General features: G+C 53.2%; 25 protein-coding genes. 14 read left to right on the forward strand and 11 right to left on the reverse strand.

Annotation, left to right across the window (positions count from 1 at the left end):
• Positions 1 to 61: 61 nt before the first annotated feature.
• The gene (gene hypF / locus EC840_RS21835; RefSeq protein WP_132967063.1) at positions 62 to 2,392 is read left to right on the forward strand and encodes a carbamoyltransferase HypF; all 2,331 of its coding nucleotides are present in this window, start codon (positions 62 to 64) and stop codon (positions 2,390 to 2,392) included.
• On the forward strand, positions 2,385 to 3,410 hold the full coding sequence (locus tag EC840_RS21840) for a HoxN/HupN/NixA family nickel/cobalt transporter (protein ID WP_129639092.1): 1,026 nt from the start codon (positions 2,385 to 2,387) through the stop codon (positions 3,408 to 3,410). The genes hypF and EC840_RS21840 overlap by 8 nt, the downstream gene beginning before the upstream one ends.
• Before the next feature lie 12 nt (positions 3,411 to 3,422).
• Here EC840_RS21840 and csgC read toward each other — a convergent pair whose 3' ends face one another.
• The 3 genes from csgC to EC840_RS21855 form a co-directional block, all read right to left on the reverse strand.
• The gene (gene csgC / locus EC840_RS21845) at positions 3,423 to 3,752 is read right to left on the reverse strand and encodes a curli assembly chaperone CsgC (protein WP_113876975.1); all 330 of its coding nucleotides are present in this window, start codon (positions 3,750 to 3,752) and stop codon (positions 3,423 to 3,425) included.
• An 89-nt stretch (positions 3,753 to 3,841) separates the two neighbouring features.
• Positions 3,842 to 4,321 (reverse strand): curli major subunit CsgA, encoded by a 480-nt coding sequence (gene csgA, locus EC840_RS21850; RefSeq protein ID WP_113876974.1) that lies wholly within the window; start codon positions 4,319 to 4,321, stop codon positions 3,842 to 3,844.
• A gap of 171 nt (positions 4,322 to 4,492) precedes the next feature.
• On the reverse strand, positions 4,493 to 4,981 hold the full coding sequence (locus tag EC840_RS21855) for a curlin (protein WP_132967065.1): 489 nt from the start codon (positions 4,979 to 4,981) through the stop codon (positions 4,493 to 4,495).
• Between the two features lie 872 nt (positions 4,982 to 5,853).
• Between EC840_RS21855 and csgD the strand changes: the two genes are divergently transcribed.
• From csgD to csgG, 4 genes are read left to right on the forward strand one after another with little or no spacing between them, the layout of a single operon-like run.
• Positions 5,854 to 6,504, forward strand: coding sequence for a biofilm master transcriptional regulator CsgD (gene csgD / locus EC840_RS21860; protein ID WP_113876972.1), 651 nt, complete (start codon positions 5,854 to 5,856; stop codon positions 6,502 to 6,504).
• A 4-nt stretch (positions 6,505 to 6,508) separates the two neighbouring features.
• Positions 6,509 to 6,904, forward strand: a complete 396-nt coding sequence (gene csgE, locus EC840_RS21865) for a curli production assembly/transport protein CsgE (RefSeq protein ID WP_112290771.1) — start codon at positions 6,509 to 6,511, stop codon at positions 6,902 to 6,904.
• Positions 6,905 to 6,964: 60 nt separating this feature from the next.
• Positions 6,965 to 7,357, forward strand: a complete 393-nt coding sequence (gene csgF / locus EC840_RS21870; RefSeq protein ID WP_112290770.1) for a curli production assembly/transport protein CsgF — start codon at positions 6,965 to 6,967, stop codon at positions 7,355 to 7,357.
• A gap of 32 nt (positions 7,358 to 7,389) precedes the next feature.
• A complete protein-coding gene (gene csgG, locus EC840_RS21875; RefSeq protein WP_112290757.1) occupies positions 7,390 to 8,223 on the forward strand; it encodes a curli production assembly/transport protein CsgG in 834 nt (277 codons plus the stop codon).
• A 70-nt stretch (positions 8,224 to 8,293) separates the two neighbouring features.
• Here csgG and EC840_RS21880 read toward each other — a convergent pair whose 3' ends face one another.
• On the reverse strand, positions 8,294 to 8,752 hold the full coding sequence (locus EC840_RS21880) for a nuclear transport factor 2 family protein (protein ID WP_112290768.1): 459 nt from the start codon (positions 8,750 to 8,752) through the stop codon (positions 8,294 to 8,296).
• A gap of 356 nt (positions 8,753 to 9,108) precedes the next feature.
• Between EC840_RS21880 and EC840_RS21885 the strand changes: the two genes are divergently transcribed.
• Entirely contained in the window at positions 9,109 to 10,746 is a 1,638-nt protein-coding gene (locus tag EC840_RS21885) for a DUF4153 domain-containing protein (protein ID WP_243701113.1), read from the forward strand.
• A 45-nt stretch (positions 10,747 to 10,791) separates the two neighbouring features.
• On the opposite strand, the gene EC840_RS21890 is transcribed toward EC840_RS21885, so the two are convergent.
• The 3 genes from EC840_RS21890 to EC840_RS21900 form a co-directional block, all read right to left on the reverse strand.
• Positions 10,792 to 11,310, reverse strand: coding sequence for a cytochrome b (locus EC840_RS21890; RefSeq protein ID WP_113876969.1), 519 nt, complete (start codon positions 11,308 to 11,310; stop codon positions 10,792 to 10,794).
• Positions 11,311 to 11,480: 170 nt separating this feature from the next.
• Positions 11,481 to 12,740 (reverse strand): alanine transaminase, encoded by a 1,260-nt coding sequence (gene alaC, locus EC840_RS21895; RefSeq protein ID WP_112290753.1) that lies wholly within the window; start codon positions 12,738 to 12,740, stop codon positions 11,481 to 11,483.
• 115 nt (positions 12,741 to 12,855) lie between these two features.
• Positions 12,856 to 13,392 (reverse strand): GNAT family N-acetyltransferase, encoded by a 537-nt coding sequence (locus EC840_RS21900; protein WP_113876967.1) that lies wholly within the window; start codon positions 13,390 to 13,392, stop codon positions 12,856 to 12,858.
• Positions 13,393 to 13,505: 113 nt separating this feature from the next.
• Here EC840_RS21900 and EC840_RS21905 point away from each other — a divergent pair, with 113 nt between their 5' ends.
• From EC840_RS21905 to uraH, 3 genes are all read left to right on the forward strand, one after another.
• Positions 13,506 to 15,239, forward strand: a complete 1,734-nt coding sequence (locus EC840_RS21905) for a sensor histidine kinase (protein WP_113876966.1) — start codon at positions 13,506 to 13,508, stop codon at positions 15,237 to 15,239.
• 63 nt (positions 15,240 to 15,302) lie between these two features.
• Positions 15,303 to 16,073, forward strand: coding sequence for a LytTR family DNA-binding domain-containing protein (locus tag EC840_RS21910; protein ID WP_112290750.1), 771 nt, complete (start codon positions 15,303 to 15,305; stop codon positions 16,071 to 16,073).
• Positions 16,074 to 16,311: 238 nt separating this feature from the next.
• Positions 16,312 to 16,719, forward strand: coding sequence for a hydroxyisourate hydrolase (gene uraH / locus EC840_RS21915; protein WP_112290748.1), 408 nt, complete (start codon positions 16,312 to 16,314; stop codon positions 16,717 to 16,719).
• A 60-nt stretch (positions 16,720 to 16,779) separates the two neighbouring features.
• Here the strand turns inward: uraH and glk are convergent, their stop codons facing one another.
• Positions 16,780 to 17,745: a glucokinase gene (gene glk, locus EC840_RS21920; RefSeq protein WP_112290747.1), complete on the reverse strand. Its 966-nt coding sequence runs from the start codon at positions 17,743 to 17,745 to the stop codon at positions 16,780 to 16,782.
• Positions 17,746 to 18,048: 303 nt separating this feature from the next.
• Here glk and EC840_RS21925 point away from each other — a divergent pair, with 303 nt between their 5' ends.
• Positions 18,049 to 19,311, forward strand: a complete 1,263-nt coding sequence (locus tag EC840_RS21925) for an ion channel protein (protein ID WP_113876965.1) — start codon at positions 18,049 to 18,051, stop codon at positions 19,309 to 19,311.
• On the opposite strand, the gene EC840_RS21930 is transcribed toward EC840_RS21925, so the two are convergent.
• Both EC840_RS21930 and EC840_RS21935 read right to left on the reverse strand, forming a co-directional pair.
• On the reverse strand, positions 19,308 to 20,006 hold the full coding sequence (locus EC840_RS21930; RefSeq protein ID WP_132967070.1) for an aspartate/glutamate racemase family protein: 699 nt from the start codon (positions 20,004 to 20,006) through the stop codon (positions 19,308 to 19,310). The genes EC840_RS21925 and EC840_RS21930 overlap by 4 nt on opposite strands.
• A gap of 105 nt (positions 20,007 to 20,111) precedes the next feature.
• Positions 20,112 to 20,585 (reverse strand): multidrug/biocide efflux PACE transporter, encoded by a 474-nt coding sequence (locus tag EC840_RS21935; protein ID WP_112290742.1) that lies wholly within the window; start codon positions 20,583 to 20,585, stop codon positions 20,112 to 20,114.
• 143 nt (positions 20,586 to 20,728) lie between these two features.
• Here EC840_RS21935 and EC840_RS21940 point away from each other — a divergent pair, with 143 nt between their 5' ends.
• Positions 20,729 to 21,616 (forward strand): LysR family transcriptional regulator, encoded by an 888-nt coding sequence (locus tag EC840_RS21940; protein ID WP_112290740.1) that lies wholly within the window; start codon positions 20,729 to 20,731, stop codon positions 21,614 to 21,616.
• On the opposite strand, the gene EC840_RS21945 is transcribed toward EC840_RS21940, so the two are convergent.
• Entirely contained in the window at positions 21,605 to 23,263 is a 1,659-nt protein-coding gene (locus tag EC840_RS21945) for an alpha-keto acid decarboxylase family protein (protein WP_132967072.1), read from the reverse strand. The genes EC840_RS21940 and EC840_RS21945 overlap by 12 nt on opposite strands.
• 328 nt (positions 23,264 to 23,591) lie before the next feature.
• Here EC840_RS21945 and mgrA point away from each other — a divergent pair, with 328 nt between their 5' ends.
• Complete coding sequence (gene mgrA, locus EC840_RS21950; protein WP_112290737.1) at positions 23,592 to 24,581, forward strand: L-glyceraldehyde 3-phosphate reductase; 990 nt, start codon at positions 23,592 to 23,594, stop codon at positions 24,579 to 24,581.
• A gap of 159 nt (positions 24,582 to 24,740) precedes the next feature.
• Positions 24,741 to 25,166 (forward strand): DUF2502 domain-containing protein, encoded by a 426-nt coding sequence (locus tag EC840_RS25705; RefSeq protein ID WP_132967074.1) that lies wholly within the window; start codon positions 24,741 to 24,743, stop codon positions 25,164 to 25,166.
• The last annotated feature ends 9 nt before the right edge of the window (positions 25,167 to 25,175 follow it).

Here is a 25,175-nt window from a genome sequence, read left to right on the forward strand (position 1 = left end):
TCGGGTTTGCGAGTGCAGCCAACGCATCTGCGGCTCGAAGTATGAAGGGTATGAGGTATTTATGTCTGATTCCGGTCTGCTCATTCGCGTCTGCGGCAAAGTCCAGGGCGTCGGTTTCCGGCCTTTTGTCTGGCAACTGGCCGATCGTCTGCAGCTTTGCGGCGAAGTGTGCAATGACAGCGCCGGTGTCGAAATCAGGCTGCTTGCGCCGGTTAACATCGAAACTTTTATCGGCCAGTTACAACGCGACTGCCCGCCGCTGGCACGTATCGACAGCATCAGTTTCGATCCTTTTGAATGGCAAACACCGCCGAAAGATTTCACCATCACACCAAGTCGCCAGAGCCAGATGGACACGCAGGTGGCGCCCGATGCGGCGACCTGCCCGGAATGCCTGAAAGACATCACGCGCGCGGGCGATCGTCGTTTCAGCTATGCCTTTACCAACTGCACCCATTGCGGTCCGCGATTTACGCTGATCCGCGCGATGCCCTACGATCGTCCTTCCACCAGCATGGCGCAGTTCGCACTGTGTCCGGCTTGCCAGCAGGAATATGACAATCCTGCCGACCGGCGTTTTCACGCTCAGCCGGTGGCCTGTCCGCACTGCGGCCCGCAGGTGAGCGCCACATTTCAGGATGGAAAAATACAGGCGCTGGATCAGGCCGCGCTGGCACACGCCGTTACCGCATTACGGGCGGGAAACATCGTCGCCATCAAAGGGCTGGGCGGCTTTCATCTGGCCTGCGATGCCACGCAGCAGGACGCTGTGATGCGGCTGCGTGAGCGGAAACACCGGCCGTCAAAACCGCTGGCAGTGATGCTGCCGGATGTCAGCTGGCTGGCGCGATGCAGCGACGACAGTCCCCAGTTTGCGCTGCGTGAACTGCTTGAATCCCCCGCAGCACCGGTTGTGCTGGCGACGAAAAGCGCGATGTCACCGCTGTGTGCTGCCATTGTGCCGGAGCTTAATGAAGTCGGCCTGATGTTGCCGTTTACGCCATTACATCATTTGCTGATGCAGGAATATCAGACACCGCTGGTGATGACCTCCGGTAATGCCGCCGGATGCGCTCCGGCGCTGACGAATTCTGAGGCACTTGAACAACTGAAAGGTATTGCCGATCTGTGGTTGCTGCATAACCGCGATATCGTTCAGCGGGCCGATGATTCGCTGGTGCGGCTGACGGCGCAGGGAACGGAGGTGTTGCGTCGTGCGCGCGGTTACGTGCCGGATGCGCTGCCGTTGCCGCCGGGTTTTGGTCTGCAGCCACCGCTGCTCGCACTGGGCGGCGATCTGAAAAATACGTTTTGTCTGGTGCGTGGTCATCAGGCCATTCTCAGCGCGCATTTGGGCTCGCTGACGCACAGTGATATCGCGGTGCAACAGCAGCAGGCGATTGCACATTTTCAGCAACTTTATGACTGCACCCCGGTGGCTGTCGCCCGCGATGCGCATCCGGGTTATGTCAGTCACCAGCAGGCTGAGCGCCACGCAGTGCGGACAGTAGATGTCTTTCATCATCACGCGCATATCGCCGCCTGTCTGGCGGAACATCACTGGCCGCTGGATGGCACAAAGGTGATTGGTCTGGCGCTGGACGGCCTCGGTTATGGCGAAAAAAACAGTCTGCGGGGCGGCGAATGTTTGCTGGCCGGTTATCTGCATTGCGACCATTTGGGCGGATTGCCTGCCGTCGCCCTGCCCGGCGGCGACCTTGCCGCACGCGAGCCGTGGCGTAATTTACTGGCGCACTGGCAGGCGTTCGTGCCGGACTGGCAGACGCGTCCGCAAGCGCAATCACTGCTTTCACAACCGTGGCAGCCGCTGTCAAAAGCCATTGCTGCCGGGATCAATTCTCCGCTGGCGTCTTCCTGCGGACGTCTATTTGATGCCGTCGCCACCGCGCTGGGCTGTGCGCCGCCGAAGCTGAGCTGGGAAGGTGAAGCCGCCAGCCGGCTGGAAGCACTGGCGCATCAGGCATACGGCATTTCACACCCCGTCACAATGCCGCTGCGGCATACCGAAAACGGCACGTTGCTGGATCTGGCGACGTTCTGGCACCAATGGCTGGACTGGCAGGCATCGCCCGCCGCACGGGCCTTTGCTTTTCATGACGCACTCGCCCAGGGCTTCGCCGCCCTCACCCGTTATCACGCGGTCAGAACCGGCATTCGCACCGTCGCAACCGGCGGCGGCGTGCTGCATAACCGTTTACTGCGCCAGCTTTTACATCGCTACTTAGCGCCCCTGAATGTGCTGATGCCACAACACATTCCCGCCGGTGATGGCGGTCTGGCGCTGGGCCAGGCCCTCATTGCCTGTGCCCGTCTGCAACATACTTCTGCTCAGATTTCTTCTGGTTTTAAAAATAAGGATCTCCATGATTAACCGTCAATTTTTCTCTTCGAACCGTCGCGCTTTCTGGCTGCTGGCCGGACTGGTGGCCGTGAATTTACTCGCCTGGGGATGGGCACTGGCGGTGTTTCGTCACAACGCGGCGCTGATCGCCGCGTCATTACTGGCTTACAGCTACGGACTGCGTCACGCGGTCGATGCCGATCATATTGCGGCTATCGATAACGTGACCCGCAAGCTGATGCAACAGGGGCAGCGGCCGGTCGCCGTCGGGGCATTTTTCTCCCTTGGACATTCCAGCATTGTGGTACTGGCCTGCGTGGCGATTGCCGCCACCTCGCTGGTCTTCGGCAATAAAATCGGCTGGCTGCATGATTACGGCAGCACTATCGGCACGCTGGTTTCGGCGCTGTTTTTACTGCTGATGGCGCTGCTGAATGCGTTGATCCTGCGGGACGTTTACCGTCGTTTTCAGAAAGTGAAACAGGGAAAAAGCTTTACCGCCAAAGAAGAACTGCACGCGGTACAAGGCGGTGTGATGAGCCGGATCTTCAGCTTCGCCTTTAATCTGGTGAATAAAAGCTGGCAGATGTATCTGGTGGGATTTTTGTTCGGGCTGGGTTTTGATACCGCGACTGAAATCGGCCTGCTGGGTATTTCTGCCGCAGGTGCGTCTTCCGGCATGTCGGTATGGAGCATTCTGGTGTTTCCGGCGCTGTTTGCCAGCGGCATGGCGCTGGTCGATTCACTGGATAACTTTGTGATGGTCGGTGCCTACGGCTGGGCGTTTGATAAACCGGTACGCAAGCTCTATTACAACATGACCATCACCGCCACCAGCGTGGTGATCGCCCTGTTTATCGGCGGACTGGAAGCACTCGGACTGGTGGCCGACAAACTCGATTTGCACGGCGGATTATGGACCATTGTAGAACGCCTTAATGACAATATGGGCAGCGTCGGATACGCCGCCGTGGCGATTTTCCTGGTGTTCTGGGGCATCTCTGCGCTCAATTACCGCCGTAAAGGCTACGACAATCTGGCAGTGTGATCGTCTTTAAAATCAGGCGTCGTTCGGCAAGGTGATCTGTTTTTCCAGACGCAGCGATCCGCCGTCCGTAACCGTGATCATAATTTGGGTTTTACTGCCCGGCTGAACGGAGAAACGCATACGGCCCAGCGGTTGTGGCTGGTTAGCGGTCAGATTGACATTGCTGCTCTGGCGGCTGGTGCTGCTGCCGGACACGCCTTCCTGTGAAACAGAAACCGCCACCTGACAGGCGCAGGCTTTAGTGAGACTGACCATCGGGGTAATGACATAGGTCTGCGCGTCGTTGTGGGTGTCGAACCACAGCTGGTTGGACATCACGGCGGCAATCAGGAGCAAATGCATGGCGTTTATCCTCAGAGTTCATTCGAAAAAAAACAGGGCTAGTGCCCTGTTTTGCTGTGATCCTCCCCTTCGCAGGGGAGGAAGCGTTATCAGTTTTGTGACGCATACGCCAGGTTAGCTGTACCGACCTGAGTAATGCTGGTCAGAGAGCCGTTGGCGCTTTGTGACGCCTGAGCGTAGTTGCCTGAACCATTCTGGGAGACAAGCACTTTACTGCCGTTTGCGCTCTGCGCCACGTTGGCACCGTTGTAATCACCCTTTTGCACTACGCTGATCAGGCTGCCATCACCGGTCTGATTGGTGCTGGAGCTGTTTCTGTAGCCATCCTGATTAACCGCTGTCAGCGATTTTTGAGCGCCAGTCTGAGTGGCATTCGCCAGGTTTGAGGTACCCTGTTGGTAAATCTGAATTTCAGAATTCCACTGAGTCGCAGTGAATGTCGGAACCGTTGAAGGAGGTGTCGTTGTCGGAGGTGTAGAACCACCGCCGCCGCCATGATTTGAACCGGTTGCAAACGCACTGCCACTGACGACTAAAGCGGAGACTGCCACAATTTTCCAAAGTTTCATGATGCTACCCCATTGGTTTAATATCGGATGTCATGTTTTACCCTTCATATTTCGAGTTGCAGATGCGTTGGCTGCACTCGCTCACACCCGTCGCTTAGTTATCTAAGCTCCCGGTGATTCCCGACCTTGCCGCCTTCCTGCACCTCAAACTATTTTGGGTATGATTTTGTATTAATGCTGTGTCACTCTAATCGCCATTCCTGACGAGTTTTGTACGACACCGCTGCTCTGGTTCGTACCATTCTGGCGAATTTCCGTCACACTCCGGCCTTTTTGCAGAATGTAAGCCGTATTGCCAAAATTCTGTTGCGTAATGGATGCATCCCCGCCGCCGCTTTGCGAAATATAAGCAAAGTTATCGCTGCCGCTTTGGGATATATCGGCGTTATTTCCATTACCTCGCTGATTTACCACCGCAGTATTTTCTGACCCTGACTGACGGATGACGCTGGAATTGCCGTACCCCGTCTGATTATTTGCAGCCAGATTACTATTACCGTTCTGGTAAATCGTTGATGAATTCCCTGATGAATTCCTCGCGCCAGCGAAGACGTGTTCCGGACTGTCACTACTCATTTCCGAATAAGCCATATCAAACTGCTGAGCGTGAACGACCCAGGAGACTGAAAGTAACGCCAGGGTCAGTAAAGTCTTTTTCATTTCGTCACCTGTATATCTCCGGCGACTGTGTATTAGCTCACCGGGTTATTGCTGTTGACGAATTGATTATGATGTTTGGCGGAAATAAGAAACTCACCCGCACGTCGTATTTTAATTTTTAACTTCATTAAAAAGTATGAGACGTCACTTCTCATGCGGATTGACCAGAATGTTTCAGTAATACGTCAGTGACGCTAATCGACCCCATGGCATTAATCCTAAAGTGCCAGGAAACTCCGGCGCAAATAATCACACAAATGCAACTATTCCTAATCCCCTTGCGGTTTAAAAATGGCCTTAAAAGAGATCGCCGCCACATTTCCACCCCTTATCATTCCGGCTTTTACGGTATTTAGGGTGCCCGCCGGGCGGTTTACGCAGGCATAATCAGGCCTGAAAACGGCCTAACCTAAGTGAAATCGATTATACAGGAAGCAGTTATTTGAGTTATTAAAGAGGAATCATGCGCCAGATTGCTGTATCCCGTGGATTATTCAGACCGGCATTTATTTAAATGTGCTGTCATAACAAGGCCAAACGTTAAGATAATGTAAATCCATTACTTAAGGTTTATTTAACATGCACGACTCATGCTAATGGCAATACATTAAGAAAATTTTATACATTTTACGTTACATTTTGAAACATAAATAAGCCTTGCGTAAGGTCATCCAAAAGCTAAATTGAGTCTGTACCGCACATAGAGCGACTTAAAATATTGTGCGCCTCACGCTGCGTTTATTTGCTACTTTCAGATATGCACAGCAAATATAAAGCTATAGATTTAGCACATAATATCTCAGTCTATTACCGGTCTGTTTATACAAAGACGCGGCAGGCTGTGGCTATAAAAATCAGGGCAGGGTTTCATTATGAGTAATGAAGCAGCAATCAATAATAATATTCTTTTATTAGTGACTAAACCATCATTACAAGCCAGTGCTTTATTGCAGCAATTAAAACAGCAACTTTGTGTCAATACCCGGTTACACAGCATTCATAAAACACTTGAGGATCAGTATCTTCATCAGACGCTTATTCTTTTCGACATGATGGAAGCTGACCGGCGGACTATTGAGGTCTGGCAATCCGCCATTAACCGTTATCACGAGAGTGTGAAGTTATTATTATTAAATACGCCCGATAATTACCATTTTCGGGAAATAGAAACCTGGCCGCGAATAAGCGCTGTTTTTTATCTTTCTACTGACGAAGAACATCTGGTGGAAGGGATCCGCAGCGTGATCCGCGGAGAATGTTACTTCTCTCAGGGTTTCGCCAGCTATCTGATCAATCAGTCCGGTGCCTTCCGGCACATGCATTCAGAAGATACCGGCCTGACTCATCGCGAAAAAGAGATCCTCAATAAGTTACGCGTGGGTGCGTCCAACACGGAAATCGCACAGCTTTTGTTTATCAGTGAGAACACCGTCAAGACGCATCTTTATAATTTATTTAGGAAAATTTCGGTAAAAAACCGTACTCAGGCGGCGTCCTGGGCAAATGACAATCTCAAGCGCTGACATCATGACTATTTGCATCAGGACCTTCTGGCTCTGGCTGGCGCTGCTCTGCGCCACCTGCCTGCACGTACAGGCTGCGGATATCAAAGACCCGGGGCTGATTACCGACCGGACAGTGACGTCGGTGGGGCACGATTTTTATCGCAGCTTCACCGCCAAATGGGAACAGAACTACCCGGAAACCATCACGATTTCAGAAAGACCCAGCGCCCGCTGGGGCAGTTGGATCACCATAAAGATAGGTCAGGACACCCTTTATCAAACTCTGTTGTTTCCTAACCGTCACAACTTTGAGAAGGACGTCGACACCGCACTGGCTGGCGTGACGGAGGCGTTATCACGACGCCAGCTGGACAAAGCGTTACTTGGCACCGGGGATCTTGCCCATGACGAATTTTAATGCACAGCCTCTTTTAAGGAGAGCATCGTGAATATTTCAGTCTCTGCTTCGCGTTCAGTCATGTTGCTGGCATTACTGACGGCGTCCCCGGTTTCCTGGGGAGGCAACATGGTTTTCCAGTTCATTAACCCGAATTTCGGCGGCAACCCGAATAATGGCGCGTTCCTGCTCAATGAAGCCCAGGCGCAAAACTCCTATAAGGATCCGGATTCGTACGATTTCGGCACTACCGGCACCTCTGCGCTGGATAACTTCACCGCATCGATTCAGTCGCAGCTGCTGGGCAGTCTGATGGGCAACGTGAATCAGGGCAAACCGGGGCGGCTGGTGACGCAGGACTTTATTGTGGATATCCAGAATACCGACGGGCAACTGGTGATGAATGTCACCGACCGTAAAACAGGCAAGATTTCCACCATTCAGGTTCAGGGCCTGTCTGCCACTACCAACTGATTCCGGCGACAAATAAAAACAGGAACAACATCATGCGCAGCTATTTATTACTCATCGCAGTTTTTGTGTTGAGCGGGTGTCTCACAGCGCCCCCGAAAGAAGCCGCCAGACCGACATTATTGCCACGGGCACCGAGTTATACCGACCTGACTCATCTCCCGGCCCCGAAGGGACGTGTATTTGTCTCCGTTTATAATATTCAGGATGAAACCGGTCAGTTCAAACCGTATCCGGCGAGTAACTTCTCGACTGCGGTGCCGCAAAGCGCCACGGCCATGCTGGTCTCGGCGTTAAAAGACTCTAAATGGTTTATTCCGCTGGAACGTCAGGGACTGCAAAACCTGCTCAATGAACGCAAAATTATCCGTGCGGCTCAGGAAAACGGCAGTGTCGCTATCAATAATCAGCGTCCGCTTTCTTCTTTGGTGGCGGCAAATATTTTGATTGAAGGCTCGATTATCGGCTATGAAAGCAATGTGAAATCGGGCGGCATAGGGGCGCGTTACTTCGGTATCGGTGCCAGTACGCAGTACCAGTTGGACCAGATAGCCGTGAACCTGCGTGCTGTCGACGTCAATACCGGGGAAGTTTTGTCGTCTGTGAATACCAGCAAGACGATTTTGTCGTATGAAGTGCAGGCCGGGGTGTTCCGCTTTATCGACTATCAGCGTCTGCTGGAAGGCGAACTGGGCTATACCACCAACGAGCCAGTGATGTTGTGCCTGATGTCGGCCATTGAATCCGGGGTTATTTATCTGGTCAATGACGGTATCGACCGTAATCTGTGGCAATTGCAGAATCCGTCGGAAGTGAATTCGCCGATACTGCAACGCTACAAAAACAGCGTTGTCCCTGCCGAATCCTGATAGGGCAGTTGGCGAAGGGAAGGGGTGGGTTGACACCCCTTCCCTTCTTTTTTAAGCATTTAAGCAAACATCAGGTTTTATTCTCTTCGCTTTTCACCGCCTGACGGTAATTATTCACCCGCTTTTTATCCTCAAGATTGAAGTCAGGGTCGAGATAAATACTCAGCCGTTTGATCAGTAAATCGTCAAATGCAAACACCGTACAGAAATGATGGCTGCCGGCTTCCGAGGTCGGCCAGCGGTCGCCGTTTTGCATCACACCACGCATCTGCCCTTCCAGCACAATGGTGTCGCCATCGCTGAGAAACCGGAAAGCATCCTGAATATGCTGGATCTTGTCGATTTCCAGGGCGAAGCGTTTACCCAGTTCTCCCAGGGATGACTTCCCCTGCGCGGTGCCAAATTTCGGAAAAAACAGCACCACATCTTCAGCAAAGAGATCCAGCAAAGTCGAATCTGCCTGATCCAGTTTGGCGTAGAAATTCTTAACGATTTCAATGCGTTTTTCTTTCAGTTCGTGTTCTGACATTTTCACCTCGAAATTCTCCATCCAATACCTAAGCCTAGTGACTGCGGCTGATTTTGCCAGTTATGTGGTGATGCTCACAAAATGCGCACCCTGCCCCGGAAAAGAGTTTTCTGCACCGGAACACGGAACCCATTACACTGGCGTACGTTTTTACCCTTACTTCCTCTTACACTTTCGGAGAGTCACGGATGTCTCAGTTCAATCGGGCCGGCCTCAGTTTGCCCCCACTGCCCGTTCCCTCCCGCTGGCTTATCATGGTTATCTGCCTGCTGCAGGGACTTTTGCTGTATTACTTTTTCTCAGACAGCCAGGCGGTCACGCGGTCGGCTTTCTCCCACAATATTTACGGCCAGACTATGGCATTCACATTACCGGTGCTGATTTCGTTGTCGCTGGTACGGCTGAATGACCGCCGGTTCTGGGGTGCAATGGCGTTGATGACCTTGCTGCTGGCAGGGCTGGCAACGTGGGTGAAAAGTAATGTGACCGGCACACCGGCAGATTCGGTGATGGTGCCGTTTAACCTTTCGCTGGTGACGATGGTCTTTTTTGTGCTGCCCTGGTTACAGGTGCAGACGTTCCCGGCGCAGAACCGTTACCGTTACGCCCATCTTGCCGCCTGCTACAGCCAGAATATGCTGTGTGCAATGCTCACTTTCCTGCTGATGCTGCTGACCGTCGGTGTACTGGCGTTGTGCGCTGCCCTGTTCCGGGTCATTGGCATTGAATACTTCCACGCGCTGTTTTTCGATACGCCACTGTTTATGCATCTGGTTTTCGGGCTGCTGCTGGGGATAAGCATCATCACCTGCCGCACACAACCGGCGCTGATGAACACCACCCGCAATATTATCCGTTTCATTCTCAAAGGCCTGCTGCCTCTGGTGGCGTTCGTTGCGCTGATCTTCCTGTTCGCCCTGCCGTTCACCGGTCTGACGGCGTTGTCGAAAACTTGGTCCGCCGCCAGTCTGCTGACCATTATGGCGCTGAGTCTGCTGGTGCTGGTGAACGTCGTGCGCGAAACGGACAGCGGCGTGAAACCTTATCCGCAGGCTGTCCGCTGGCTGGTCAATGCAGCCATCCTGCTGCTGCCGGTGTATGCCGCGCTGGCGCTGTATTCTACCGGTCTTCGCGTCTCGCAATACGGCTGGACGCCGCAGCGCCTGTGGGCGGTGGTGATTATTGCGGTCACGCTGACAGCGTCGCTTTGCTACAGTTCTTCCGTTTTCGATAAACGCCCGGACTGGCTTTCACGTCTGAATCAGTTCAATAAACCGCTGTCATTGTTAGTTGTATTGCTGGTTATCGCGGTCAACAGCCCGCTGCTCGATCCTTACCGTATCAGCGTCAACAGTCAGATTGCGCGGCTCGACAGCGGTAAAACGCAGGCGAAAGATTTTGATCTCAAATTACTGCGCTTTGAAACCGGCCGTCGTGGCAATGAGGCATTGGCGAAACTACTGCAACATCCTGCATTTACCGCTGATCCGCGCCTGCTTGCCACGGTGAAAAATACGCTGGCAATGACCTCACGCTGGGGCTCATACAATGATAAAGAGGCCGATGCACTGGCTAAAAATTATCGTGTTGAGGAGGCGAAGAAGATGATCACGCTGGCGAAAGGCGCAGTGCAGCCGGATGACGGCTGGTGGAAAGGTCTTCCTGCGCTGGAACAATACCGCAACACACTGCGCGATTGTCTGAGCGTTCAGGGCGTGTGTATCGTCAATACGCTGGATCTTAACAGTGACAGACAGAAAGAAATCCTGCTCTGTAATACGCTCGATGCGCCTTCCGTCAACTGCCGGGTTTACGCGAAGCAGGCCGGACAGTGGGCGCAAAGCGGTGAACTTTATCTGTATCAGGAAAAAGATAAAGAGACGCTGATCCAGGCACTGCGCAACGGTGAAGTTAAACCTGCGCCGCGCAAATGGGCGGATATCCAGATCGAAGGGAAGCGTCGCGTGGTGCATTACCAGCAGGATGAAAACTGATTTATCCGCCAGTCACCGGCAGGATCTCTGCCGGTGAACCCGCGGTTAAGGCGTCATGCGTAACAGGGTGTCATCTTTACGGAAGTAATGATGATAAATCGCTGCCAGCGCATGTAAGCCAATCAGGTAATAACCGCAGTTCGCCAGAAACACATGAATCTGTTTAACCGTGCTGCGCACGGAAGGATCCGGCGTCACGAACTGCGGCACCTGCCAGCCAAACAACACCCAGTCACGTGCGCCAAATTCCAGCGTCAGCACGCCCAGCACCGGCAGCGAGAGAAATAACAGATACAACACGCCATGTACCGCGTGCGATGCCGCGATCTGCCAGCGTGGCAAAGGCGGCGTGATGACGGGCGTGGCATAACGGGTACGCAGGAACACACGCACCCACATCAGCAGCCAGACGCAAATCCCGAAATTAAAATGCAGTAATCGCACCAGCGGCTGGTTATCTTCCGGAAAATAGTCGCGGGTCAGCATCGCGGTATACGTCAGAATAATCATCAGTAAGGTTGCCCAGTGCAGGCTTATTTGCGACAGCGAATAACGGTTTTTCATGAGCAATTTCCTGGCCGGAGGATATTAAAGGCGAAATCAAAAGTGACAGAGTGAGTATAGAGAGGAATTACGCAGACTTTGTGGATAAGGCCGGGCGATAAGGATAAAGAAGTTAAAGTACTGCTATAAAAAAAACCGGGCCAAAGCCCGGTCTGATTTGCTGAGGCGGCTTATGCGCCGACAGAAGGATCCGGCCCAACCGGCGGTTCACTGCTGGTTTTTTTCGGGGCCAGTAAACCGTCAGCACGGAACATCGCTTTGATACCGCGAATGGCCTGACGGATACGATCCTGATTTTCGATCAGCGCGAAACGGACGTGCGTATCACCGTAATCACCAAAACCGATGCCCGGAGACACGCAGACTTTCGCGTCAGACAGCAGGCGTTTGGCGAACTCCAGCGAACCTAAATGCGCATACGCCGGGGGGATTTTTGCCCAGACATACATCGACGCTTTCGGGTTTTCCACCATCCAGCCCGCTTCATGCAGCCCGCGCACCAGCACATTACGACGCTGACGGTATTGCTCGGCGATATCTTTCACACATTGCTGATCGCCTTCCAGCGCGGCAATCGCAGCAACCTGTAACGGCGTGAACGTCCCGTAATCGTGATAACTTTTGATACGCGCCAGCGCGCTGACCAGCTCAGGATTGCCGACCATAAAGCCGATACGCCAGCCCGCCATGTTGTAGCTTTTCGACAGGGTGAAGAACTCTACCGCAATATCTTTCGCGCCCGGCACCTGCATGATCGACGGCGCTTTCCAGCCGTCGTACACGATATCCGCGTAGGCCAGATCGTGAATAACCAGCACGTTGTATTGTTTGGCCAGCGCGACCACGCGTTCGAAGAAGTCCAGCTCTACGCATTGCGCCGTCGGGTTGGACGGAAAGCCGAGGATCATCATTTTCGGACGAGGAATGGTTTCGCGAATGGCTTTTTCCAGTTCAGCAAAGAAATCCACACCTTCTGCCAGCGGCACGGATCGCACCTGAGCACCGGCGATCACTGCGCCGTAAATGTGGATCGGATAACTTGGGTTTGGCACCAGAACGGTATCGCCATGATCCAGGGTCGCCAGCATCAGATGCGCCAGACCTTCTTTCGAACCGATGGTGACGATAGCTTCGCTTTCCGGGTCGATCTCCACCTGATAACGATCGGCGTACCAGCGGGAAATCGCACGACGCAGACGCGGAATACCGCGTGACGTTGAGTAACCGTGGGTGTCTTCGCGCTGCGCAACCTGCACCATTTTTTCCACAATGTGCGGCGGTGTCGGGCCGTCAGGGTTGCCCATGCTGAAATCAATAATGTCTTCGCCGCGATGGCGTGCGGCCATTTTCAGTTCAGCGGTGATGTTGAAAACATAAGGGGGAAGACGATCAATACGTGAAAAACGACGTGGTGAACTGGAATCAGCCATAATTTCCTCTGGGATACGTAAGCGCCCGGACCGTCCGAGCGACGCTGGCCGCGTTGCGGCCTTCAACGAACATAACGCAGAGAAAAACAGCTGTCGAGATACTGAGCGTTTTTTTTTACGGACGCGGATCAGTTGCCAGCAGCCCCAGCAGCCAGTCGTTCTTCCACTCGTCGCCAATCCGGTAACTGTCGCGCAAACGCCCTTCCATCTGAAAACCGCATTTCTCCAGCACGCGGCGCGAACCGTCATTGCCTTCCAGTACGTTGGCCTGCAGGCGGTGAAATCCGCAGTGGTCAAAAGCAAAGTTCAGCACTTCACGCAGGGATTCCACCGCGTAGCCTTTACGCTGATGCTCGGGCGCGAGAATAAACCCCACTTCGCCCTGTTTATAAGGCCGCCAGTCCGGGAAGAATCCGGTCAGCCCCACTGCGGCGCCGGTCTCTTTTTCGCGGATCAGCAAGCATAACCAAAAGTCGCAATAGCGATCCCAGTTGCCCAGCCGCTGTTCAAAACGGGTATGAACCTGAGCGGGCATCTCGATATCGCCGATAAAACGCATCACCTCCGGCGTCTGATACAACCGCAAGAAAAATGCCCAGTCGTCAGCCTGAATGGGCTGCATAATCAGCCGCGGCGTGGATAACGAAATCATCTCGGTTGGCTCTCCTGTGTCTGCCGATGGTGAAAGTCTGACCTTTTACATATAATAACGGCTGAATCCATTTGGCACGCTTATCTTTACGGCGCGCAAAGAGTTAATCTGCTATGCCTCACATTTTCGATATGTTGCTGGCGGTCTTTGACCGTGCGGCGCTGATGCTCATTTGTCTGTTTTTCCTCACGCGTACCCCGCTGTTCCGTAAACTGCTGCATAAAGAAAACGAGAGCCACACGCCGCTGGAGCTGGCGGCGGTGACCGCCATTTTCTCGCTGTTTGCGATTTTCGGTACGCTTTCCGGGATCAACGTCGAAGGCTCGCTGATTAACGTACGCACCATCGCCATTATGTCCGGCGGGATCTTGTTCGGCCCCTGGGTCGGGATTATCACCGGCCTGATTTCAGGCACGCACCGTTTTCTCATCGACATTCACGGGCCGACGTCGATTCCGTGCCTGATCACCAGTATTACTGCCGGTTTCCTTTCCGGTTACATCAACAAAAAAGTCAAAAAAGCGCTGCACTGGAAAGTCGGGATCATCGCCGGAATGCTGTGCGAAACACTGACCATGGTGCTGATTCTGCTGATGGCACGCCCATTTTCGCTCGGGCTGGATATCGTCATGAATATCGCCGCACCGCTGATCCTCGGTGCCAGTTCCATCGGCCTGATTGTGTTACTGGTGCAAAGCGTCGAAGATGAAAAGGAAGTCATTGCCGCACGACAGGCGCGGCTGGCGCTGGATATCGCCAATAAAACGCTGCCCTATTTCCGTAATATAGACGGCCGTAATATCGAAGGCCGAAATATCAACGCCGAATCCCTGGCCAGCATCTGCCGCATTATCCGCGAGGATATCGATGCCGATGCGGTGGCTATCACGGATACTAAAAACATACTGGCATACGTCGGCGTGGGCGCGGATGAATACAATATCGGTCATGAATCGCTGAGTGAGATGACCAAAGCCACACTGGAAAGCGGCGAGATCACGGTCAGAAACAATGATGAAATGGATCGCACGCCGCAGATCCACTCGCTGATTATTATTCCCCTGTGGGAAAAAGGCGAAGTGACCGGCTCGCTGAAAATTTATTATTGTGACCCGCACCGTATTACGTATTCGCTGAAAGTGATGGCCATCGGGCTGTCGCAAATAATGTCCACGCAGATGGAAGTCTCACGTACTGAACAACTGCGCGAAATGGCCAATAAAGCGGAAATGCGCGCATTGCAGAGCAAGATAAACCCGCATTTCCTGTTTAACGCGCTGAATGCGATTTCATCGTCGATCCGCGCCCGCCCTGACGTGGCGCGTCAGCTGATCATCAATCTTTCCCGTTATCTGCGCTACAACCTGGAACTGAATGACGAGCTGATCGACCTGCGCAAAGAACTGCATCAGGTACAGGATTACATCGCCATCGAACAGGCGCGTTTTGGCAGCAAACTGACGGTGATTTATGACATTGATGACGATATTTCGGTGAAAATCCCCAGTCTGCTGATCCAGCCACTGGTAGAAAACGCAATTGTTCACGGCATTCAGAAATGCAGCGGAAAAGGCGTGGTGGTGATTTCAGTTAAGCATCAGGCTGAGGGAATTAAAGTTTCCGTGAAAGACACCGGCCATGGCATTAATCAGGAAACCATTGACCGCGTAGCGCGCAATGAAATGCCCGGTAATAAAATCGGCCTGCTGAATGTGCATCACCGCGTTTCGTTGTTATACGGGCAGGGTCTGACCATCCGGCGACTGGAGCCGGGCACCGATATTTCTTTTGTTATTACTCACGCTCCTGCGAAAGTCACGGCGGCCATACAGAGCCAGATTGCCTGATCCGCAGGGCGTTTTCATTTTACCCGCCCGCCTTTCGGGCCACCGCACCAGGGAGATAATTCAGTGAAAGCAATTATCGTCGAAGATGAAGTACCGGCTCAGGAAGAGCTGAGTTATCTGATCAATACGCACAGCAGCATTCAGGTTGAAGCAATATTTGATGACGGACTGGACGTGCTTAAATATCTGCAATCGCATGAAGTGGATGCGATTTTTCTCGATATCAGCATTCCTTCGCTCGACGGCGTTTTGCTGGCGCAAAATATCAGTAAATTTGCCCATAAACCTTATATCGTTTTCATCACCGCCTATAAAGAACACGCTGCAGAAGCCTTTGAAATCGAGGCGTTTGATTACATTCTCAAGCCTTATCATGAGTCACGCATTGTCACTATGCTGCAAAAGCTGGAGTCGCATTTTCGCCGTGATAAAGAACTGGCTGGTAAAGAGACCGGAGAGAAACAGGAAGGGATCCCGCCTGTAACCGGCAACGCGCAGCGGGTGAGTCACAGTATTAATCTGATCAAAGACGAGCGGATTATTGTCACGGATATCAACGATATTTATTACGCCGCCGCGCAGGAAAAGGTGACGCAGGTCTATACCCGCAAAGAAGAATTCACCATGCCGATGAATATCACCGAATTGTGCAACCGGCTGCCGGAGGAACATTTTTTCCGCTGCCATCGCTCATATTGCGTGAACCTGTCAAAAATCCGCGAGATCGTACCCTGGTTCAACAATACCTATATTTTGCGCTTAAGCGATTTAGATTTCGAAGTACCGGTGAGTCGCAGCAAGGTGAAAGAATTCAGGCAGTTAATGCGGTTCTGATGGGGGCCTGACGGGGTCTGAGACGGAGGGCGTTATTTTTTGGCGTCTGACTCTGAATTATTACAAAAATGTCATCAACCCGTCATCCTCAGGTTAGCCAGTAATCAGTAGACTTTGTTTCGTCAAGACAGAGGATATTTCGTACTTTCTCATGTCTGTGATGAGAAAAACCTAAATATAGCTCTGCAAAATATTCTGCGTTATTAACAAATAACATTGAGTTCAAAAGGACGAACATATGTTTAAAAAGAAATTATTACTCGCCGGTATTATCAATGCTCTGTGTCTGACGTCTGCGTATGCAGCGAACCCTCTTAGCGTCCACGTTCTGAACCTGCAAAACGGGCTGCCATCACAGGGTGTAAGCGTATCGCTCGAGAAGCAGGAAGGTAACAAATGGGTGCAGTTGAGCAGCGGAGTAACCAACGAACAAGGAAGAATTCCGGCGCTGTATCCCAATGAAAATGTGATGGAGAAAGGGAATTATCGGGTAACGTTCAAAACTGGCGAATGGTTTGAAAAGCACCATACCGCTTCATTTTTCCCGGAAATCCCCGTTATTTTTAAAGCGGATGGCTCAGTGCCTCACTATCACATTCCTCTGCTTGTCAGTCCTTACGGCTTCTCGACTTACCGCGGGAATTAAAGTCAGCAAAGCAATAATGATGGGAGTTTGCTCCTCCCCTGCGATGGGGAGGAGCAAAACTTAGATCGTCATACCAATTGACTGACGTAAGTACGCACCTGCACCCAGCAACCCTGGCTGATCGTGGGTGATCAGGAATACCGGAATATCCATCAGGTAATCTTTGAAGCGGCCTTTATCTTCAAATGCGGCGCGGAAACCGGACGCTTTGAAGAATTCGAGGAAGCGCGGAACAATGCCGCCAGCGATGTATACACCGCCAAATGTCCCCATGTTCAGCGCCAGATTGCCACCGAAACGCCCCATGATCACACAGAACAGCGACAGCGCGCGGCGGCAGTCGACGTTCTCATCAGACAGTGCCAGTTCGGTCACGTCTTTCGGTTTGAAGTTTTCCGGCACGCGGTCGTCCGATTTCACGATAGCGCGATAAAGATTCACCAGCCCCGGACCGGAAAGGATCCGCTCGGCAGATACGTGGCCCATTTCGGTACGCAGCTGCTCAAGAATAATGTCTTCTTCTTCGCTGTTCGGTGCGAAATCAACATGACCGCCCTCGCCCGGCAGGCTAAGCCACTGCTTATTAGCGTGGATCAGATGCGCGACACCCAGACCGGTACCGGCGCCATAGATCACAGCCGGTTTTCCGTCCTGCGCTTTTTTACCGCCGAACTGCAATAAATCCTCTTCTTTCAACATCGGGATCGCCATCGAGACGGCGGTGAAATCGTTGATCACTTCCAGATGTTGCAGACCTAAACTTTTCTTCATTTCTGCAATGGAGAATGCCCAGGTGTGGTTAGTCATTGCCACCCAGTCGCCGGTGATCGGGCAGGCAATGGCGATGCAGGCATCTTCAATTTCCTGTTTTTGCTCAGTAAGATACTCACGGACTGTGGCTTCGAGGCTGTCATATTCCAGCCCGGAAAAGGTCTTCGCCTGCGAAATCTCGCCGCTGTCCAGCGCACAAAGCGCCAGACGGCAGTTGGTGCCCCCGACATCGCCCACCAGGGAGTATTTGGTCATGTTATTCTCCGCAAAAGTAAATTCGTTATGCTGCGCTAAAGAGTACGCTGCCAGACACGCAGATGTAAGTTGTCTTCATCAATTAAAGCGACTGGCCAAACCCCGCCTGTGGGGCAAAGCTTACAGTTTCGTGTGGGCAAAATAGCGGTAATTGCTATACGCTGCAACGCAGTTTTGAACCCGCGCACATTTATGCGGTATGTCACACAAAATAATGTTGAGCGCCCGCAAACAGACTTCGCCAGGATTCATCTAAGCTATTAGGGCAAACAAAGCGATAACGATAAATAAGGAAATTCTTGCATGTTTCATCCCCGCGCCAGAATTATGCTGGCTTTCGCCCTGCCCGCCGTCATTATCGGGGTGCTTTCCAGCCTGATTCTGGTCTTTATCATGATGATTGCTGGTGCATTGCAAAACCTGCTGTGGCAACACATTCCCGCCGTTTTACAAGTGAATACGGAATCGGCCAGCTGGACACTGTTTATGCTGACGCTGACCGGCATCGGTGTTGGCGCGATTATTAAGTATATGCCAGGCCACGCGGGGCCGGATCCGGCCACTGAATCGCTGATTGGCGCGCCGGTGGCGGTAAACGCATTACCGGGTCTGGCGCTGGCGCTGATGGTCGGACTGGCCGGCGGCGTCAGCCTCGGGCCGGAACATCCGGTCACGGTGATTAATATCGCACTGGTGGCGTGGCTGGGTGGACGTCTGATGCCTAAAGTGCCGACCACTGACTGGGTCATTCTGGCGGCAGCCGGGACTGTCGGCGCACTGTTTGGCACGCCGGTCGCGGCGGCGCTGATTTTCTCGCAAACCCTCGGTACCAATAAAGATGTGCCGTTATGGGATCGCCTGTTTGCCCCTTTGCTTGCCGCCGGTGCCGGTGCGCTGACCACCGATCAGTTCTTCCAGCCGGATTTCTCGCTCAGCATTCCTTCTTATGATTCTTCCAGCCTGATCGACATTTTCAGTGGCTCCGTCGTGGTGCTGATCGCCATCGCTCTGGGGATGATCGCCGTGTGGCTGTTCCCGCATATGCACCGGCTGTTCAATACGATTCAGAATCCGATATTACGCCTCGGCCTTGGCGGTTTTGTGCTGGGTCTGCTGGCGCTGATCGGCGGAGAAATCACGCTGTTCAAAGGTCTGGATGAAATGAAAGAGCTGGCACATTCCAATCAGCTGTTTGAGATGGGACCTCTGCTGGCGATTACGCTCACCAAACTCGCGGCATTAGTGGTCGCTGCCGCCTGTGGTTTTCGTGGCGGGCGCATTTTCCCGGCGGTGTTTGTCGGGGTATCGCTCGGGTTGATGTTGCATCAGTACGCACCGGATGTGCCCGCAGCGGTGACGGTTTCATGTGCGGTAATGGGGATGGTGCTGGTGGTGACACGCGACGGCTGGCTGAGTCTGTTTATGGCCGCCGCCGTGGTGCCGGGGCTGAAACTGTTGCCATTGCTGTGCATTGTCATGCTGCCAGCCTGGCTGATGCTGGCCGGTAAGCCGCTGATGCAGGTCGCAAAACAGCGGCTGAACCGGCAGATCACAGAAGAAGATTAATCCTGTTTTAACGCAAATTCCGCCGCCGCCAGCGCATGAATGGCGGTGGTGTCGAACACCGGTACGCTCGCGTCTTCGGCACCGACCAGCAGGGTGATTTCGGTACATCCAAGAATGATCCCTTCCACGCCCTGCTGTTCTAATTTACTAATAATCCGGCGATATTCCTCGCGGGAATCCTCCTTAATCATGCCCAGACACAGCTCTTCGTAAATGATGCGGTGGACAATCGCCCGGTCGGCTTCGTCCGGCGTCACCACGTCAATCTGATGCTTTTCCTGCAAACGTCCGCGATAGAAATCCTGTTCCATGGTGAAACGCGTGCCGAGCAGGCCGATTTTACGCATGCCCTGCCCTTTGATTTTTTCGGCCGTCGCATCGGCGATATGCAGCAGCGGCAGGCCACCGATGCGTTCGATATCGTCCGCGACTTTATGCATGGTGTTGGTGCACACGACGATGACGTCCGCGCCAGCGCGCGCCAGTGAATTCGCGGCGTTACCGAGAATTTCACCCGCCTGCTGCCAGTCACCGGCCATTTGCAGCTTTTCGATTTCATAAAAATCGACGCTGTAGAGAAACAGTTTGGCCGAATGCAGGCCGCCCAGTTGCTGTTTCACATGCTCATTGATCATGCGGTAATACGGCACGGTGGATTCCCAGCTCATACCGCCAATCAGCCCTAACGTTTTCATCTTGACGCCCTGTATTTTCCGGATGCCAAAACCATAACCGACAAAAAGCCCGCGGACAAAGAAAATGTCGGCGGGCTTTTTTGTGCTGCTTTACAGAAATGAGAATTACTGTTTAGCCGGGCAATCCTCTGCTGCCAGACGACGGTTCATCCAGCGCTGACGGAGTGTGTCGTAAACCCAGTTGTACGCCACGGTATACGGCAGGAAGAACAGGAAGAACCCGATTTCCAGCATAAAGGCGTCCAGCAGTCCGATACCCAGCCACAGCGCGGCAATCGGCAGACCAATTATGATAAATCCGCCTTCGAAGCCCAGCGCGTGCGCCACGCGGATTTTAAATGTCCGCACCACACGGGAAACCGGCCAGAATTTGTCAAACAGGCTGTTATAGACGATGTTCCAGACCATGGCTGTCGTTGACAGCATGATTGCCAGTGCGCCCATTTCCCAGACCGGTTTGTTCAGCGCCCAGGCGGCGGCCGGCGCTGAAATCAGCACGGCGAGGGTTTCAAAACCTACCGCATGGAAGATGCGTTCGCCGAATGTTTTCTGAGAGATATTCCGTGTTTGCTTAGACATAAAAACCTGCCTGATTCCTGATTGTTGTTACGTTAAATGCTACGTGACGGCTGTCACAGGCGGTCATTATCATCACTAAATGAGATAGGTAAAAGATAGAAAGTATCGATAAAATAGATGGATTGAAATCAAAGGATCATCCTATGCGTTATTCCCCGGAAGCCCTGATAGCCTTTGTCGAAGCCGCCGATGCCGGATCGTTTTCAGCGGCAGCGCGTAAGCTGCGCAAAAGTCAGTCCACCGTCAGCACGGCAATTGCCAATCTGGAAGTAGATTTAGGCGTCACATTATTTGACCGCCAGAGCCGGCATCCGGTGCTGACTCCTGCCGGACAGCGCGTGCTGAGCCACGTTCAGGCCATTCTGGCCGCCAGCGAGCGGCTCGATGAACTGGCGGTACGCTTATCAACGCAGGTGGAAACCCGCCTGACGTTTGTGCTGTCCGACACTTATCAGCCGACCCATCACGAAGCGCTGCTGCGCCGCTTTGAGCGCCGGTATCCGGATATTGAATTTGAGTGTCAGATAGCCGAAGACCAGGACGTGATCGACCTGTTGCAGTCAGGCCGCGCGCATATCGGCATGGTTGAAGTGCAGGCGAGTTATCCGCCGGATATTGGTGTGGCGCGCCTGCCGGAGCAAACGGATATGTCGATTTTTTGCAGCCGCGAGCATCCGCTGGCGAAAATGACTGACCTGCAACCGGAGCAATTAAACACCTTTCGCCAGCTCTGTCTGCAACCTTACAGCCGCCGGGAAATGCCCCGGGCGCAGGGGCAAATCTGGTCAGCGCCCAGTTATCTGATGCTGCTGGAAATGGCGGAACAGGGATTTGGCTGGGCGACGTTGCCGCACTGGCTGGTGAAACAGTTCGGACATGACAAACTGGTCAGCCTGCCGATGCGCGGCTGGCCGAAGCAGATCTCGGTGGATGCAGTGTGGAGTAAGAACAATCAGCCCGGTCCGGCGGGGTCCTGGTTCATCGACCAGCTCATTGACCCGCCGTTACCGGAAACCGATTTACTGCCCTGAGTTACGCTTTGCCAACGATTTGGTGACAGAATTTAGCAGCTCAGGGATATCCATTTTCGGCAGAACCACTTCTATCCAGGCCATCTGACGCTGCGCGGTAGCCTTTTCAATCGCGTCTTTCAGCGCCTGCGGCGACTCTGCCCGCGCGCTGAACACCTCTTTGCCGCCAAATGCCGCCGGGAACTGGGTCCAGTTCCACTGCGCGATGTCGTTATAACGCTGGGTTTCGCCGTGGATCGCCCGCTCGACGGTGTAGCCGTCGTTATTAATTACAAAAACAATCGGGGGCAGACCGTAACGGATGGCGGCACCTAATCCCTGAAGGGTCAGTTGCGCAGAACCGTCGCCGATCAGCAGCACCACGCGGCGATCCGGTACGGCAATCTGCACACCAAACGCCGCAGGCAGCGTAAAGCCAATGGAACCCCACAATGGCTGGACAACGAACTGGCAATCTTGTGGCAGATTCAGCGCCGCAGCACCGAAACAGGCGGTGCCCTGTTCGGCAACCAGCACGTCGCCCGGTTGCAGTAAATCCTGAATCTGTTGCCAGAAGGCATATTGCCCGAGGCTGTTATCGTGCGACAAAGGCAGGGTGTTACGTTTAACGGCGTAGGACGCTGAGCCGCAGCCCAGTTCGGCGGTAAGCCGGTGCATCACACTGACCGTTTTTTCGAGCGGCAACTGGTGGAAGATCTGATCACCTACACGGGCAAAAAAGGGCTGGAGGTCGATGCATTTACCGGACGGAAGTTGCTGGGTAAAACCAGCGGTGATGGTGTCGGTGAATTTCACGCCGACGGTAATCACCACATCCGCTCCTTCAATCGCTTCTCTGGTTGATGGTGCGCTGGCGGCTCCCGAGTAAGTCCCGGCAAAGTGCGCCTGCTGTTCGTTGAATAAACCTTTACCCATCAGCAATGTGGAATGCGCGAGCGGCACGTCTTCCATCCATTGTTCCAGCGCCTTTTTCACTTTAAAACGGTCTGCCAGAAAATCCGCCAGTAATGAAACGCGTTTGGCTCCCCGCAGATGCTTTTCCGCCGCGGCAACAAAAGCTTCAAGAGAGGAAGGCGAGAAAGGTGGCTGCCTGGCCGGCAGCGGATGCGCTCTGGTGCTGACCGGCAGCGCGACGACATCGCTTGGCAGCAACAGATATCCCGGACGCGAGGTGTACATCACTTCTTCGATGACGCGGTCGATTTCGGTCAGCGCATTTTCCGGCGTCAGGGAAGCCTGCGCCACGCTGACCGGTTCTGACATCCGCATAAAGTGGCTAAATTCGCCATCACCCAGCGTGTGATGCAGCAACTCGCCTTTACGTTGCGACGTCAGCGCCGGTGCGCCGACGATATGCACCACCGGCACATATTCGGCGTAACTGCCGGCAATGCCGTTCAGCGCACTCAGCTCGCCGACGCCAAAGGTGGTCAGCAATGCCGCAATCCCTTTGGTACGCGCATAACCATCTGCGCCATATGCCGCATTTAATTCATTGGTGCAGCCAACCCAGGTGATTTGCTGATGGTTAATGACGCTGTCGAGAAATTTCAGGTTGTAATCACCCGGCACGCCAAACAGTTCGGAGATCCCGCTAAATGATAAGCGGTCTAAAAGATAGTCACCTACGGTGTATTCATTTTCCATGACGATCCTCTGTTAAAAATAGAGTAAACAGTTAATCCCACTAACTGAAGTATTACTCTATTTCGGAAAATAGGATATTTATTATCCGAAACAGATAATGGAAACGCAGAGTTACAGCCCTGCACTGCATTAACGCAGGGCGCGTTATTCAGCAGTTACGGTAATACGCAGGAAGAATAGTCACGGTTATCAACCACCATGAGCCTAAGGATTGTTCCGGATGTGATCTGAATAGCTGGAAATGCTTGTGAAAGCGCATACACTAAAATCGTTTTTTTATGACATTGTTAACCTTCTGTTCACTCCTGAATTTATTATAAGGACTCACATGGTGTATCAAGCCAGTCCAACCCGTTACGAAAATATGGAATACCGTCGCTGCGGCCAGAGCGGTTTAAAACTGCCTGTCGTTTCACTCGGCCTGTGGCACAACTTCGGCGATAACGCCCATTTTGAGAATGGCCGGAAACTGATCCGCCATGCTTTCGACCACGGGATCACCCATTTCGACCTCGCCAATAACTACGGCCCCCCTCCGGGATCTGCGGAACAGCATTTTGGCCGCATCCTGCAGGAAGATTTACTGCCTTATCGCGATGAGCTGATCATCTCTTCCAAAGCCGGTTACACCATGTGGGACGGCCCTTATGGTGACTGGGGTTCGAAAAAATATCTGGTCGCCAGTCTGAACCAGAGCCTGAAACGCATGGGGCTGGAGTACGTGGATATTTTCTATCATCACCGCCCTGATCCGGACACGCCGCTGGAAGAAACCATGGCAGCGCTGGATTTGATCGTGCGTCAGGGCAAAGCGCTGTATGTCGGTTTATCGAATTATCCGGCTGATCGCGCCAAAAAAGCCTTCGACATCCTGAAAAATCTCGGCACGCCGTGCCTGATCCATCAGCCGAAATATTCCATGTTTGAGCGCTGGGTAGAAGCGGATCTGCTGGATACGCTGGCGGATAATGGTGTGGGTTCAATCGCCTTCTCGCCACTGGCGGGCGGCGTGCTGACAGACCGTTATCTGGCTGGCATTCCGCAAGATTCACGAGCCGCCAGCGACAGTAAATTCCTGACCACCGATCAGCTGACCGAAGAAAAGCTGGAGAAAGTGCGTAAGCTTAATGAGATTGCGCAAGCGCGCGGTCAGAAGCTTTCGCAGATGGCGCTGGCGTGGGTTCTGCGCGGCGACCGCGTGACCTCCGTGCTGATTGGTGCCAGTAAAACCAGCCAGATTGATGATGCGGTGGGCATGATCGCCAACCGCCAGTTCAGCGCGGAAGAGCTGGCATCAATCGAAGGCATTTTGGTGTAAACGCTTACCCGAATGAGCAAAAAACGCGCCTTTATGGAGAGTGTGTAAGCTTTGCGTTAAGGCGCGTAAATCATTCAAAACAGGATTGTAAGCAATAGAACCCGTGCCCGCTTCACCTTATAACTGTCAGCATAAATTATAAGGAATCTGGGGCCGCTCATGTTAAAGCCAGTATTATTCGCCACATTGTTCTTTGCCCTGCTCCCTGCGGCGGTACCCACCGTGCAGGCCAGCAGCTTCAGCCTGAATACGCCGGGCCTTTCTATCAATATCGGTGACCGCGATAACCGGGGTTATTACTGGGACGGCTACGACTGGCGTAACCCAGGCTGGTGGAATAGCTATCGCGGTCATCATTATGGTTACCGTGGGCCGCGTGGTCATTACTGGGATGGTTACCGCTGGCGCGATCAGGGCTGGTGGGATCAGCGCCATCCGCCGCGTCGCCCGATGCCACCGCCGCATTATTATCATGGCGACCATGGGCGTCCGCATAATGACTACGGGCGCGGTCACGGTCACGGACATGACAAAGGACGCGGCCACGACGATCACCGTGGCGGTCACGGCGATCATCGCCACTGAACAGAAACA

Source organism: Rahnella sp. JUb53 (assembly GCF_004346065.1).
Lineage (GTDB): Bacteria > Pseudomonadota > Gammaproteobacteria > Enterobacterales > Enterobacteriaceae > Rahnella > Rahnella variigena.